We start from the raw sequence: 15761 nt of genomic DNA, 5'->3' as shown, positions 1-15761 counted from the left end.
AAAAAATGTTGATGCTAAAGTTATGAAAATAGGGGTTTACACCTGTACTTTTTTCCAATTGCCTTTTCTGAACCAAAAAATCGATATGACGGTTAAAAGTACTTCTGCCATTGTAATGGCCAGAAAAACCCCCAGAGCCCCCAACTCAAAGGTAATGGCACCCAAATAAGCCAAGGGAAGCTGAAAAAACCAAAAAGCGAAAAGATTGATCTTAGTAGGTGTTCCTGTATCACCTGCACCGTTAAAGGCTTGTGTTACCACCATTCCATACGCATAAAAAATGTAACCGGCCGCTATAACTTGCAAGCAAAGCCCTCCGTTATTGATTACGACGGGGTTTTCATTAAACCACGCTATGATTTCATGGGCATAAAAAAGATAAAATAAGGAAACCAGGCCCATAAATACAGCATTGTATTTTCCTGTTTTCCAGACCGATGTTTCAGCACGGTCTGGCCGTTGCGCACCCAAGTTCTGACCGACCAAGGTTGCCGCTGCATTGCTCATTCCCCAAGATGGCATTAAAGTAAACATCATCACCCGTATGGCTATAGTGTAACCGGCAAGCACTTCACTGCCAAATTCCGACATTAAGCGCATTAAGAAAACCCAACTGGAAGTGCCGATGAGAAATTGTGCAATTCCTCCCAAAGAAACTTTAATTAGGTTAAACATCATGCTGATATTTACGCCTAAATTAGCGAGACTCAATTTAATTCGACTCCATCCATAGAACAAAACGATCAGCTGAAAAATCACTGCAGATCCCCGTCCAATATTCGTTGCGATAGCGGCCCCCATGACCCCGAATTCAGGAATGGGCCCCCAACCGAATATAAACAGGGGATCTAAAATAATATTCAATCCATTGGAAAGAATCAAGGTCCACATAGCAATCGATGCATCTCCGGCACCCCTGAAAATAGCGTTGATCAAAAATAGGAGTACTATGGTAATATTACCTCCTATAAGCCATTGGGTATAGCCAAAGCCCTCGTCGATCAAATCTTGTTTCGCCCCCATAAGGGCCAGGATATCTTGGGCAAAGAAGTAGCCAAAGAACCCGATTAAAAGCGAAATGGCGACACCTAGAAAAATAGCCTGTACCGCCGCTTCCCTGGCACCTTGACTATTTTTCTCTCCGATTCTTCTGGCTACTATTGCGGTCGCGGCCATACTCAGGCCAATTGCAAGTGCATATACCAAAGTAATTACCGATTCGGTCAGCCCAATTGTTGCTACGGCATTGACACTGACCTTGGAGACGTAGGCAATGTCAACTATAGCAAAGATAGATTCCATCATCATCTCTAATATCATCGGAATGGAGAGCATAAAAATAGCTTTGCGAATACTTCCGGTGGTAAATTCAGTGTCCTTGCCCGTCACGGCGACCACAAAATGCTGAAAAAGTCTCTTAAAGGAAATTCTTGTATAATTTCTCATGATAGTTAATTATGTTGTACAACGTGGAAAAATGTCGAAAGGAATCGAAAGAAGTAAATCGATTATTTATTGGGATTGACCCAAGCGACATGATAGAAAAACATAATTCTTAGTACTTCATGATGGCATAAAAGTGCGAAAAAATTGTGAATTGGAAAAATGGAAATTAGAAAAGATACTAAAAGCACCTAAAAATACGTTCCTCTTCTACTTAACCTGTAGGCCATGATTCGTTCCCCCTTGAAAAAAATTGCCATGCACGTTCTTTTTATTATTCTGATCTTAGCCATTTCGCTATCAGGTGAAGAAAAAGAATTTTCAAGTTCAGTGGCCTCGGAAAAGGATAACAAGGAAAAACCCGCTACATCTACGAACCTAAAATGGCAGGACAAGCCCACCATCGATTCTCAAAACAGGGTACATGCCGATACCCTCAAATTTCAAATAAAGGAACCTAAAACATCAAAACCGGTAGATATCACTATTTCCAGTTTTGAAGATATTGATATCGAATAGCACAGTGTTGAACGCCTGTTTTTTGAAAATTGAATCCAGTTCGGCATTGTTGCGAGATAAGACCAATATCTTACAGCAGTTGCTTATATGTCTTTTAGGGGCTAATCCAACCTGATAACTGCCTCAGGATCTCTGGTTATTTGTACATTTTTGATGGTTTGCCGATTCTTCTCACCTACGACTACGGTATATGTACCCATTTCATAAACAGAAGGAGTATATGAGGTGCCTTTTACCCGTATTGCGCTCACTAACGTATTGTCATCTTCCTTGTACACTTGTACCAATTGATCGGACTTAAGAATTTGCAAGCGAGGTAGATAACCCAAAGGTCTTCTCCCATCATTGTCAACTTGCTTAATGGTTAGCGGCCATCCTGGATAGGTGTTGATTTCTGGCTCTTCGGATGCATTCGCCAAAAATCTAATCGCTTCCATTTTTATCGTTCTAGCTTTTGTATCGAAAGTAACAAGCCCATAGCCCGAGGCTTTTTTATGGGCTTTGACATACCTATTCTGCTCATCATGAAAGTCATCTGTAGGATTTCCCACGGCATACACGAAGTTTGTATTACCAAAACCATCACGATAATTCCCAGTATTCGGCAATTGATGTGAAGGACGATCAGTAAACGGCATGTTCATCTTGTCAGGTTCAGCCCATCTCGGATAACCGGTAGATATTGCTGGCGTACAGAAGGCCCAAATCCCATCCTTTTCAGCTTCGATTCCATATTTAACCAAGAAAGGTAGATGCTGATCTCCATTAATATGAAATACCGCAGCTTTTCTCACCACATCGATTACATGATCTCTTTTGGATTTCGGCCACCCGCCGGAATCCAGGTCACCGAATAAGAATTCTTTTTGCGGGCCGTGATGGGTGGCCACATTCGCAAAAAGTGTCTGACTGAGCAGTACCTTCATATTCGCCCCCTCCCAATCGCTTACCCATACGTTCAAAAAATCAAGTTGACGATTTCCTACCAATGTCAATTCTTTGGCATCTAAATCATTTGGGTCCGTAGGTTCGATAAGATGGTCGATTCTTCCTGTACCTTTCCTAATTCTCTCGGGACCGGATTTAAACAACCGATCACTTATAATAGCAAAACTGACCTTGCCATATACCAAATGGGTATACCAGGTAGTCATTCCCGATTTCAAAAGTGTGGTGTCAAAAGCTTCGGGCAAGTGACCGCATTGGGTACGGTTCACCACATTGACCATTTTTGCCGTTTGTACCAACCCGCCATGGGCGTCCTTCACTTTCTCCCACGCTTCGATCGTTATTCGTTCCCCCGCCTCGCCCCAAAGATTACCTTGATATACATCGTGATCGTCTGGGGTACATATACTGGGCCGATCTCGAAGCAAGTGGCCAAAAGCCCATCCGAACATAAACCATTTTCCTAAATAATTTAGAATAGCATCGTCTTCAGGTGCACGCTTAATAGGATATCCCCCATTACCTTCATAGAGTTGGTCGCCTGAGAAATAGAGCATATCGGGATTAGATTTTTCAAGATTTTCAACTAAAGGACGGTATGGGTATCCTCCCCATTCTTGACAGGTCAACCCTCCAAAAAGTAATGGCCTATCCAATGGTTCTTTTCTTATGGTGCCTTCATAATAATGTTCCTTACCGTCTAGCTCGTAGACCAATCGGTATTTTACATCCTCAATGGCTTGATACTCATCAATGGTAAAAATACCGGTAAATGATACCGGGTCAATTTCTACACTAGCTTCAGTACGCCATTGACCACCCTTCTGGAATTGAAGTTTCACTTCGTCTGAATCTTTTTGACCCATTGGAGGCAATTGGGCGGTCATGCGCAGCCTTGATTCAGATAGCGTATACATGGCCAAGAGTATAGGGCCAAAACTGTTCTCGGGCCTGTGCTCCGTTTTTTCGCCAGAAATCTCAATCCATTCCCAAAAAAAGGGCATATCGCTCTTAGCACTTGTTCGATTTTCTATAGCAACAAGGCCTTCACAGACATCTGCGACCACATGATCCAAACTTACACTTTGCCCTTTTTTGTCCGTGGCGACAAGCTTCAATTGCGTGGTGCTTCCGTCACTCGAACCCAGTACCTTTAACGAAAATCCCTTCCTATTAAAACCTTTTGGTAGCGTCGTAGTTTTTTCATCAATAAAGAGAGTTCCGTCCGTAGAAATTCCTATAGAGACACCTTTCCCGAAATAGCAGGCCGCCTTCACACTGTCCGGATCGGTGGTATCCTTAATTCCTAAGGCAAAACCTGTGGTGGTGACGCCTATGTATGTGTCTTTCAAACCCAACTCACCTTCTACTACAAAGTTTCCTTTTCCCTTTTTTAACACCTGGGTGAGCACATGTAATCGCGCGTTCTTTTTAACCCCTGAAAATAAAAGATGTCCATTTTTTATCTTCCAATCCTCCATGGGCACCGCCCAAAAATCTTTACCGATCCATATTCGGTTATTTATATCATTAAAGGACTGATAAAACGAAGCAGGCTTCGATCTAGGTCTTACTGTAGTATCTGGAGTATTCTTTGCGGAGGTGGGATCAAATGAACTCGCCAAAAAAGGAACGGCGAGTCCAAGGTTCTGCAGAAATTTTCTTCTTTTAATCTTCATGGTTCACTGGACATTCATTTCGCCCATTCACTGGTAGATCAAACATAGTAAAAATTGCAACTATTTCGAACTATTTGACGTAATTGACCCGATATCTCCAATAACTGATGGCTCCTAAAATCAAGGCCCCTAAAGCAATATACCATACGTAATCAGGTGTAATGGCCGCAGAGCCACTTTGGCCGTAGCTGTGCAGACCGACGAGATAGTAATTCACCCCTAAATACGTCATCATTATACTACCAAAGGCTATAACGCTCAAAAAGTTAAGAGTCCATCTGCCCCTAAGACCAGGTACCAAACGAGTATGAATGACAAAGGCATAGACCATTATCGAAATAAGGGCCCAAGTTTCCTTGGGGTCCCACCCCCAATATCGCCCCCAACTTTCATTGGCCCATTGACCCCCCAAAAAGTTACCAATGGTTAACATCACAAGTCCAACGGTCATGGCCAATTCATTGATCACCGTCAATTCCTTAATATTGAGATCCATATGTGCTTTATTGTCCTTGTTGGTGAAAATCATCAATATGAGCGAGACAACCCCCAAAATCATGGCCACCGTTAAAGGCCCATAACTCGCAACAATTACCGCTACATGAACCATAAGCCAGTAGCTATCTAAAACAGGTACCAAATTACCGATGGCAGGGTCCACCCAGTTCTGATGGGCAATCCACATGAGCATGGAGGTCACAAAAGCAGTAGCAGCAATGGTCATATCGCTTTTTCGGGCAAATAACAAGCCCATTCCCATCGTTGCCCAAGACACATAAAGAATACTTTCATACGCATCGCTCCAAGGTGCATGACCCGATATGTACCACCGTAAAATCAAGCCTGCCGTATGCCAAAGGAAAAGAATTATAATGGTTCCTTTAAAAAAGTAGGTCGATATGCGCCAAATGGATCGATCTTTGAATATTTGAAAAACTAGCACAAAAAACATCAATAGTCCGACTACGGCGTAAAGGCGGTATAAATGGTTGAAGATATCCAGTTTATTATAGATTACTTCGGTATTGATTTTATTTTCGGAAGGTAGTACCTCACTTCCATGGTTTCTTTGATTTTGTTTGAAGGCTTCTAAAAGTTTGTTCGCCTCCGAATAGTCTCCAGTTTCTTTTGCGTTTCGCAAGGTCATCAAATAGTAGGGAATCGAATTCTTGACGAAATTGGCATATAGCGAATCACTAACTTGATATTGCCCCCCGCGATATTCCACAGCTGAAATCCATTTGTTGTTCTCATCGTTCAACAAGGGGAATATTTTTACGATTCTACCACTTAATGCCTCATCCAGAAGACTTAGACGGATATTAGCCTCTTTAAAATCTTTTTCAAACTGATTTGGAATGTTCGTCCCCGTCGCCTCCATTAAAAAAGGGGCCAATTTGTAATTGCCCTGTTGATCAAAAAAATCGGTCGCCTTGGCATATTCCTGATCCTCGGGCACTCCTATGACCCGACGAATACTATCGTTTAGCCCCTTTTTATCAATGGCAATGAACTCGGCGTTATACCAAGCCTGGGGAATCATCATCATAGATAGGAAAACCTGATCGGCGTTCATATCTTCATATTTATCGGTAAGGCTTAACTTTCTCAGCAACTCGGAAGAAAACGTATTGATAGGCTTCATGCGCCCACCTTCATCCTGTATCACCAATTTTCCGAATTTTTCCGCGTGTTCCTTTGAAACAATCGTAGACTTTATAATGGAGTCAATTTGATACGGGGTAGGCATATTAGAATGGTCGTGCCCATCGTCAACCGTATGTTCTTGCCCTGCCATGCTCAAAAACGAGCCAAATATCAAGATTACCGTTAATGTAGCTTTTTTCGCCTTTAATTTGTTCAAGGTTGTTCCAAGGTCTTTAAAGCGGGTTTTACCGAAAAACATAATTCCCATGAGACCGATGTACAGTAGAAAATAGCCTAAATACGTAATCCATGTGCCCCAACGATCATGATTTACTGACAAAATGGTCCCTTTCTCATCTGGATGAAAACTGGACTGAAAGAAGCGATATCCTTCGTGATCAAGAATGTGATTCATAAAAATATCGTAATCAAAAGGCCGGTCGTCTTCAATAGTGACCTTGCTCATAAAGGATTTATATCCCTTTTCAGTACCCGGATATTTTTCTGCTATAAAATCGTTGAGCTTAATACTAAACGGTAGTTCATAAACTTTCGACCCATAGCTTAGCATAAAATCGAGGCCTCCCACGTTGAATTTCTCGGTAAAGGAAGCAGTTCCCCTGCCCCCCAACAGTTCTTTACGCACCGATTCCCCGTTGGCCGACACCTCAACGACTAAAGCATCGAGGGTCGCCTCGTTCATTTCTTCCTTGGGTACTTTTACGATGCCGTATGTACCTTTCACTATAGGTTCAGGAATTACAAATTGCATTCCCGCCATAGAATACAAAGAACGCAGTTGTAATGGTTGCAAACTGTCTTTGGTCACCTCTCCTTGAAATTGATCGGCCATTCTCATAAACCGCCCTTCAAAGGGGGAAGTAATTTGGTATGAATCTTCGGAAAACTTGATATTAATTGCACCCTCTGTAGGTTTATTTAGAGCGAAAAGTACCCCATGAATACTTGACACCGTTCCGCTTTCAAGAAAATGCTCGTGTCTTTGACCATCACCGGCTTCAACTATTTTCAAATACTCACTACCATTTTCATCGGTGACCAGCCCCTCTTTGGCGCCGTCGATAAAATCGACATAGGATATCGTAAAAGGTTGGCCATTAAAATCGGATCGCCATGGCAAGTTCGATTTTATGGCCTCGGCAGTTACAATGAGATCTTCCTGGAGGGTCTTTCTTTTGGGCTCTCCATTAATTTCACCATCTACAAAAGCCGTGAGAAAGGTCTTGTCGGAATAAAAAACGTTTTCGGCCTGCCCCTCGCGGATAGGCATCATACCTTCAAAACTGATGTATCGCGTAATAAAAGCTCCGAGGATAATTAAAATCCATGAGAGGTGTAAAGTCAATACCGGCCATTTCTCCCATCGCAATAAACGATATCGAAACATATTTCCGATAAAGTTAATTACGAAAAACACCATGATCGCTTCGAACCACCAGGCATTATAAATCCAAATTCGTGCCGTTTCCGTGCTATATTTACTTTCGATGAAAGTTCCAAAGGCCATGGCGGTAGCAAAAGTGATAAAAAGGATGGCCATTAAGCGGGTAGAGAAAAAAAACTTCTTGAGCAAAGTTGTCATTAAATGCCGAATTGATATTCAGAGCACAAAAATACAGTCTTTTTACCATTTCTGGCTGTTACCACCATCTTAATCCCATAGCCAAACTGTTAATTCTTCGTGAAAGTCTGGGTTTGGGTTCTCATTTTGGATGTTCACCTACTACCCCTTCAACCATCTATCAAACCAGTCAAAAGCATCGACCTGCATTGCGGCATCGAACTTATGAAGTCCCTCATAGAATTTACCCGAGTACTTGTCCGGTGCTTTGGCCTTTTTATAGACTTCTGTTAAAATAGAATCTGCCATTTTCATCTCACTCAAGGTGAAAAGTTGGTCATCGATATTATTCTGAACCATCGTAGGCAAGGGCACCCTTAAACCCAAAATTTCAGGAAACTCCAAAAAACGAGGTAACAAGGGCGCATACAACATCCAGGTATGGGTATAGGCTTTATACAGCATAAAATCTTTCCATGTACTCATAAAGCCGACACTGACCGCACAGCTGATACGATGATCAAGACCTCCTAAATATACCGTTCGCAAACCGCCTCCGGAAAGGCCGGCACACCCAATCCGAGAAGCATCGACATCCTTTCTCTCGCAAAGAATATTTAATGCGATTTGGTCTTCGGCCAAAACCACGCCGGGCCAGGTCGTACCTGCACAAAACAACGACTTTGACAACACGTGTTCATGATCTGAGGCCCATTTATTATATTCTGAAATTATATCGGGGCGTTCCCATTCTTCGCTTGAAAAATCTTTTAACGTATGTTCTCTTAAAAGCACCTCGTCTACATCCTCTGGAAATACCCTTCGGCTTCCAAAAGCAAAAACATCGTGCACCATCACTACATAACCTCTCTTGGCGACCTCATTGGCCCAGGCCAATCCCTCATAGTAGACTTGCTGATGTTGTTCGATTAAAGGGTGTCTATCTTCGGAGCATTGAACAATTTTGCGTTTGCCAAAATACTTATTTCCACCATGATCGTGCAGTGCTAATATGGCGGGCAAAGTACCTTTGGCCTGCTCTGGTTTCATTACAATGGCTTCGACAGCACCTCCTCCGTTCGACAATGGCCATGAAATTTCCTCTATGGACAAACCATCATAACTGTATTTTTTGTGTACCGTAATGGCCGAAGTTTGTTGAATATCCGGCAGTGCTAAAAATTGAAGTGCTTTTGAAGTGGCTTTAGGTTTCCAATTGTCAACATCGGCAAACGTAGTGTTCCGAAACGACATGGTGCCTAAATCAGCTATCATTTCACTTGCCCAGTTACCATAGGCACCCATAAGACTTTTTTCAGGTAGGTCTTGCGCCATAATCTTACTTTTAGTAGTTGTTGTTCGAACATAAGGCCCAAAAAACGGATTGTTTAAGAAAGGAACCGCTGAACTTGCCAGCATAGCCTTTTTTACAAATCCTCTTCTTGAATCTTTTTGTGGTTTTTTACCAGCCATACAAATCAGTGCCTCAATACATACTCGTCTCTTCTCCTTTTCTAAAAATAATCAAAAGATGTATAGCACCATAGGATTCTAAAATTAGGATAGGACCAATTGCAAATTACAGAAGCTACGGAACGAAAATATATGTTTAATTTTACACCATGATAAAAGTGGTGATTATAGGTTCTGGGAATGTGGCCCAGCACTTATTCAATGAATTCTATACCAATGAGCTTGTGGTGGTCCTTCAAGTAGCAGGAAGAAACCCTGATACTTTAAAGCCCTTTGCAAAAAAAGTGGCCGTCACTACCGACTTACATCAAATGGCCGAAGCCGATATTTATATTATAGCCGTCAATGACGATTCGATACAAGCTGTTTCGGAATCCATCTCAAGTAAAAATGCAATTGTCGTTCATACTTCGGGAAGTATGCCTATGAACTTGCTATCGAACCATGAATATTTTGGGGTTTTTTATCCGTTGCAAACGCTTAGTGAAAATAGGGAGGTCAACTTGCGGGAGACACCAATCTGTTTGGAGGCCAATACATCAATGGCACTGCAACAACTTGAAGTATTGGCTACGTCTATTTCGAACCATGTATACAAGGTAGATTCAGAGCAGCGGGGCAAGCTTCACCTCGCCGCAGTTTTCGTCAACAATTTTACAAACCATCTCTATCATATCGGCTATCGAATTTGCCAGGAAAATAATCTAGATTTTGAAATGCTCATTCCACTAATTCGTGAAACGAGCCAAAAAATCGATTCGGTTTCTCCTAATGAAGCCCAGACCGGACCGGCTCGTCGTGGTGACCAAGGCACGATTGCGGCTCATTTAGATCAACTTGACAATTCCGATTACAAAGCGATATATTCCGTGTTAAGTAAATCGATTCAGAATATCTATGGAAAAGAGTTATAAGGAGTACTTAAAAGATATTGACACTTTCGTTTTCGACGTAGATGGTGTACTCACCGACAGTACGATTATGATTACGACCCAAGGTGAAACCCTTAGAAGAATGAGCGTCAAAGATGGCTATGCGATCCAAACGGCCCTTCGTAGGGGGTATAATATTTGTGTGATTTCAGGAGGCACCAATGAAGGGGTGCGCAATCGTCTGAAGGCTTTGGGCGTTACCGATATCTTCTTGGGTACGACATATAAAATGGATGCCTTCGAAGAGTATCTGGATATTTATGAAATCAAGCCCGAATCGGTACTCTATATGGGAGATGACATTCCCGATATACCTCCAATGCAAAAGGTCGCCCTCCCTACCTGCCCTCAAAATGCCGTTCCCGAAGTAAAAGCGATTTCAAAGTATGTATCTCACAAAAATGGGGGTGATGGATGTGCCAGGGATGTTATTGAACAGGTATTAAAAGTGAAAGGAGACTGGACTCATGAATACAAAGCCACAAATAGCTAGTTCATGGGCAACAAAATTTTGAAGAATTATCATTTGATTTTAGCCTCCGGATCGCCAAGGAGGCAACAATTTCTCAGAGAACTGAACGTGGATTTCGAAATTCGTCTAAATCCTATAGACGAAGTTTATCCTTCCCATTTAGAAGGAAGCGATATTTCAGATTACTTGGCGAAGGCGAAAGCGATGCCTTTCAGCAAAGACCTAAAGAGAAATGAAATTTTGATGACGTCGGATACCGTTGTATGGCACCATCAAAAATCATTGGCCAAAGCAAAAAACGAAAAAGAAGCTACTCACATGTTAAAACTACTCTCTGGTGATTGGCATGAAGTAATAACATCCGTTTGCTTTACAACAACGGATACCCAAATCGTGGTAAACCAAACTACCCATGTCAAATTCAAAATGCTAAGTGACCAAGAGATTCATTTTTATATTGAAAATTTTAAGCCCTACGACAAAGCAGGAGCTTATGGCATACAAGAATGGATAGGTTTGATTGGTATCGAAGAAATCAGGGGCTCCTATACCAATGTGGTCGGTTTGCCCACTCATTTAGTATACAAAACGCTGCTCAGTTTGATCGGATAGGTCGGTTTTGCGTACATTTATAAGGAAGACCGGTTAACCTAAGAATTAACGCCATTTAAATTAAATCTTAAGAATGGGGCCCGTGCATTTTTCTGAACTTACCCCGCCTATAAAACCGAACCTATGAAAAAAAACATAATCAAAATCTTCATATTATTTTATATATCCCTACCAATACTTCTTTTCGAGGCCTGCGGAGAAAAAACGGCAGATAAGAAAGAGGAAACGACCCTGAACCGCCAAGAGACTAAGACCTCTCGAGCGCAACTATCCGAGACTTTCAAAAAATACTGGTATAATGGAGAAGCCGAAATAACCTCATATCAGCTCGAACAGGCACGTTATGGGGAAATGAGGGATGGACAAGCCGTTTTAATTTATGTAACGGAACCTTTTTTGGCCGGTAAACAGGTAAAGGCCGATGAAAGCCATCCTGATAATGTGTCAGTGCTCAAATTGAACTCGACCAAAAATTACCTGACCGGTATTTATCCATATTCCATTATGACCAGTTCGTTTTACCCCGTTTATGACGACCAGCACGCCATCAAAATATCATTTTCTTCCCAAGAGTGGTGCGGGCAGGTATATGCCCAATTGAACAACAGGGAAAATTTCGATGTTACGAGCCATTCCTATTTTGAAACGGAAGCCGACCAAAACCTAAGTCTTGAGAAGAACATACTCGAAAACGAGCTTTGGAATAAAATACGGATCAATCCCGAAAATCTTCCTTTAGGACAGTTCGAGGTGGTTCCATCCTTTGAATACATCCGTTTGTCACATAAAGAGTTTAGGGCCTATAATGCGACCCTAGCGAGAAGCGACTCATTGGGTGTTTCCTCTTATACCATAAACTACCCTGCGCTAGAACGTACCCTTCGAATCGATTTTAAAACAGCCTTCCCACATACCATCGAAGGTTGGTCCGAAACTTTCAAAAGTGGTTTTGGAGAAAATGCAAAAGTATTGACTTCCAAGGCCACCAAAATGAAAACTATAAAGACCCCTTATTGGCAACAAAACGGAAATAAGCACCTATATTTGCGCGATAGTTTAGCATTAAAATGAAAGCACTGTTCCTAGAATATCAAACTGAGATTTTGGCCACCGTTATAACGATTGCGGTGTTGTTGATTTTAAAGTTCATAACGGATAAGACCATCCGTAGAATTGGTCGAATAAGTGATATCGTGGAGGCCCGCACCTTATTAATCCAGAAATATGTTTCTATACTTCTGACCCTTCTGGGTTTTGGAATCATTTCATTTGTTTGGGGGGTGAATTACAAAGAAGTTGGTCTGGTTTTTTCTTCGGTATTCGCAGTAATTGGAGTGGCCTTGTTCGCCCAGTGGTCTATTATCAGCAATATAACGGCCGGCGTCATACTATTTTTTTCCTTCCCATTTAAAATCGGGGATCGGGTGAGAATTTTAGATAAGGACATCGAATCTGAAGAACCTTATCTGATCGAGGATATAAGAGCATTTCATGTTAGTCTCAGAAAGGGAAACGGTGAATTATTGGTCTATCCCAATAATCTCATGATGCAAAAGGCGGTAACACTTATTTATAGCGATCAAGAAAGTGTTTTAGAAAGCAGTAATAAAGCTTGAAATAAGAAGTAATAAGGGTAGCGATAGAAGTGGTATGTAGGAGTGGATTTTTAATATCCCTTATTGACCCTTATCGCTATTTTTCAACGGTTAAAAAGTTCCACTACCGTCGATTTTACAAACTTTAATAGCATGTTTGATTTTTTGTTAAAGAAAATGTAAAAAAAGGCGAACCCCTTGTAATCTTTCTATCTTTGAAAAGGACCCGATTGCTTTTTGAAAGGGGTTTTATGTACAAAAACTAACAGTATGCGTCATATTTTAGTATTCTTTTTAGGGATACTTCTTTACCCAAATAGTACATTTTCACAACGTCCTGTACAAAATTCTTCCGCTGAAATCTATCATTCTTTACAGAAGTTGAATTTTCTGGGAACAGCGCTTTATATTGCCGCACATCCAGATGATGAAAATACAAGGTTGATCTCCTACCTTTCCAATGAGGTAAAAGCCAGAACAGGATACTTATCCCTTACGAGGGGAGATGGTGGGCAAAACCTTATAGGCCCCGAACTTCGGGAGCTTCTTGGGGTTTTGAGAACCCAAGAGCTTCTTGCTGCCCGGCGTGTCGACGGGGGCGAGCAGCTTTTTTCAAGGGCGAATGACTTTGGATATTCGAAACATCCTGAAGAAACCCTTAAAATATGGAATAAAACAGCCATTTTAAGCGATGTGGTTTGGGCGATTCGCACGTTCAAACCCGATGTGATCATAAACCGTTTTGACCATCGCAGTCCAGGAAGTACCCACGGCCATCATACCGCCTCCGCTATGCTCAGTGTCGAAGCTTTTGATCTTGCAGGTAACCCAAAAGCTTATCCGGACCAACTTGACTATACGGAAATGTGGCAGCCAAGAAGACTCTTTTTCAATACCTCGTGGTGGTTCTATGGGAGCGAGGAGAAATTTGAAAAGGCAGATAAGTCAAATATGCTCGATATAGATATTGGGGTCTATTACCCTATTTTAGGAACCTCCAATAATGAAATTGCAGCATTGGCAAGTAGTCAACACCTATGTCAGGGATTTGGTCGTCTTTCCAACAGGGGCAAAGAGAAAGAGTATATCGAGCTTTTGAAAGGAGATTTGCCTGATAATGACCATATTTTTGATGGTATCGATACTTCTTGGTCCCGTGTAGATGGCGGAGAGGCTATCGGTAAAATTCTAGGCGAGGTTGAAAAGAACTTTAACTTCAGGGATCCCTCGAAGCATATCCCCCAATTATTAAAGGCCTATACCCTTATTGAAAATCTAAATGACGAGCATTGGAAAGCCTTGAAATCCGAAGAAATAAAAAAGATTATCAAGAACATTACCGGGCTCTATCTTGAAGCTTCGGCAGAATCTTCGGTTTCCAATCCCGGAGGAACCGTAAAAATCGATATCGAGGTGGTTAATCGAAGTGAAACTAAGATGAGTTTAACTTCGCTCAAGATAAAACCGACCGATGTGATCTTGAATAAGGCCACACCTTTGCAAAATAACAACAAACAGACGTTCGAAATAGACCTTGCCATACCTGAGAACACGTCCTATACAAGTCCTTATTGGTTAGAGGAAAAAGGAGATCTGGGCATGTACAAGGTGGCCGACCAAGAACTCATTGGTAAACCTGAAACCCCTAGGACATTTTACGCCCAGTTTGAAATTGATCTTAACGGGGTTCCCATTATTTTCGAGGAACCGATCATTTATCATTATGCTAGACCCGATAAGGGAGAAATTTTTGAACCTTTTGATGTCCTGCCCAAAGCCACGGCAAGCTTTAATGACAAAGTGTTGATCTTCGCCGACGACGAACCAAAGCAAATTCCAGTGACCATAAAGGCTCATGCCGATAACATTAAAGGAGAAATTCAATTATGCCATTCAGAAGGTTGGAAGGTAGACCGCGAAACCCGATCATTTGAAATTGCAAAGAAGGGCGACCAACAGACCTTAGTTTTTAGTATAACACCGCCCTGGAATGAGAACGAAAGTTATATCACGCCGCTTTTGAAAATTGACGGAAATGAGATAACCAGAGAGTTGATAACAATAGCCTATGACCACATACCTACCCAATCGGTGTTACTTCCCTCAGAGGCAAAAGTTGTACGTTTGAATATCAAAAAGGAGGGAGAACAAATTGGCTATATTGTGGGCGCGGGAGACGATGTTCCCGAGAGTTTAAGACAAATCGGTTATAACGTGACGACCGTTGAACCCAGCACCATCACTTCAGGTTCACTCAATTCCTACGATGCAGTGGTCTTGGGCATTCGAGCTTATAATGTCGTTGAAACCCTTAAATTTAAGCAGCGTTATCTTTTGGAGTATGTCAAAGACGGGGGAAACCTAATTATCCAATATAACACTGCAGGAAGATGGGGAGATCAATTTGAAAATATAGCCCCTTACGACCTTACCTTATCCAGGGACAGGGTAACCGATGAAAATTCAGAGGTGGAAATACTTGCTCCTGATCATGCCCTAATAAATTTTCCAAATCAGATCACCCGATCTGACTTTGATGGATGGGTACAAGAGCGAGGGCTTTATTTTCCCAATAAATGGTCAAAAGAGTTTACGCCTATCTTATCGATGCACGATGATGGCGAATCTGCCAAACAAGGTAGCCTCTTGGTGGCCCCTTACGGAAAAGGACATTATATCTATACCGGTCTCAGTTTTTTCCGGGAACTTCCATCGGGCGTGCCTGGCGCATATAAACTATTTGCCAACATGCTGTCATTAGGTAAGGGCGATAAAATTGAAGAAATAAGAAGTAAAGGATGAGAATGCTAGATAGGTTCGACTGGAAAAAGGAGTATACACTCGTAGTACTACTTAATA

General features: G+C 41.8%; 11 protein-coding genes. 7 read left to right on the top strand and 4 right to left on the bottom strand.

From position 1 onward, the window contains the following. Positions 1-36: 36 nt before the first annotated feature. Positions 37-1446: an MATE family efflux transporter gene (locus F2B13_RS01860; protein WP_149275541.1), complete on the bottom strand. Its 1410-nt coding sequence runs from the start codon at positions 1444-1446 to the stop codon at positions 37-39. Between the two features lie 225 nt (positions 1447-1671). Between F2B13_RS01860 and F2B13_RS01855 the strand changes: the two genes are divergently transcribed. Then, the gene (locus tag F2B13_RS01855; RefSeq protein WP_149275540.1) at positions 1672-1962 is read left to right on the top strand and encodes a hypothetical protein; all 291 of its coding nucleotides are present in this window, start codon (positions 1672-1674) and stop codon (positions 1960-1962) included. A 101-nt stretch (positions 1963-2063) separates the two neighbouring features. On the opposite strand, the gene F2B13_RS01850 is transcribed toward F2B13_RS01855, so the two are convergent. From F2B13_RS01850 to F2B13_RS01840, 3 genes are all read right to left on the bottom strand, one after another. Continuing rightward, on the bottom strand, positions 2064-4589 hold the full coding sequence (locus F2B13_RS01850; RefSeq protein ID WP_149275539.1) for an alkaline phosphatase D family protein: 2526 nt from the start codon (positions 4587-4589) through the stop codon (positions 2064-2066). Between the two features lie 70 nt (positions 4590-4659). Then, on the bottom strand, positions 4660-7839 hold the full coding sequence (gene ccsA / locus F2B13_RS01845) for a cytochrome c biogenesis protein CcsA (RefSeq protein ID WP_149302920.1): 3180 nt from the start codon (positions 7837-7839) through the stop codon (positions 4660-4662). Positions 7840-7980: 141 nt separating this feature from the next. Beyond that, on the bottom strand, positions 7981-9153 hold the full coding sequence (locus F2B13_RS01840) for an alpha/beta hydrolase family protein (protein ID WP_198440067.1): 1173 nt from the start codon (positions 9151-9153) through the stop codon (positions 7981-7983). Between the two features lie 287 nt (positions 9154-9440). Here F2B13_RS01840 and F2B13_RS01835 point away from each other — a divergent pair, with 287 nt between their 5' ends. The 6 genes from F2B13_RS01835 (at position 9441) to F2B13_RS01810 (ending at position 15704) form a co-directional block, all read left to right on the top strand. Beyond that, a complete protein-coding gene (locus F2B13_RS01835) occupies positions 9441-10205 on the top strand; it encodes a Rossmann-like and DUF2520 domain-containing protein (protein ID WP_149302918.1) in 765 nt (254 codons plus the stop codon). Continuing rightward, positions 10189-10716, top strand: coding sequence for a KdsC family phosphatase (locus tag F2B13_RS01830; RefSeq protein ID WP_149275536.1), 528 nt, complete (start codon positions 10189-10191; stop codon positions 10714-10716). Before F2B13_RS01835 ends, F2B13_RS01830 begins: the two co-directional genes overlap by 17 nt. A 3-nt stretch (positions 10717-10719) precedes the next feature. After that, complete coding sequence (locus F2B13_RS01825) at positions 10720-11307, top strand: Maf family nucleotide pyrophosphatase (protein ID WP_149275535.1); 588 nt, start codon at positions 10720-10722, stop codon at positions 11305-11307. 123 nt (positions 11308-11430) lie between these two features. Further along, entirely contained in the window at positions 11431-12378 is a 948-nt protein-coding gene (locus F2B13_RS01820; protein ID WP_149275534.1) for a septum formation inhibitor Maf, read from the top strand. Continuing rightward, on the top strand, positions 12375-12923 hold the full coding sequence (locus F2B13_RS01815; RefSeq protein WP_149275533.1) for a mechanosensitive ion channel domain-containing protein: 549 nt from the start codon (positions 12375-12377) through the stop codon (positions 12921-12923). Before F2B13_RS01820 ends, F2B13_RS01815 begins: the two co-directional genes overlap by 4 nt. A 249-nt stretch (positions 12924-13172) precedes the next feature. After that, positions 13173-15704: a PIG-L family deacetylase gene (locus tag F2B13_RS01810; protein WP_149275532.1), complete on the top strand. Its 2532-nt coding sequence runs from the start codon at positions 13173-13175 to the stop codon at positions 15702-15704. Positions 15705-15761 lie beyond the last annotated feature (57 nt).

Source organism: Pareuzebyella sediminis, from assembly GCF_008367235.1.
Lineage (GTDB): Bacteria > Bacteroidota > Bacteroidia > Flavobacteriales > Flavobacteriaceae > Pareuzebyella > Pareuzebyella sediminis.
This window is presented reverse-complemented; position numbering and strand designations above follow the sequence as displayed.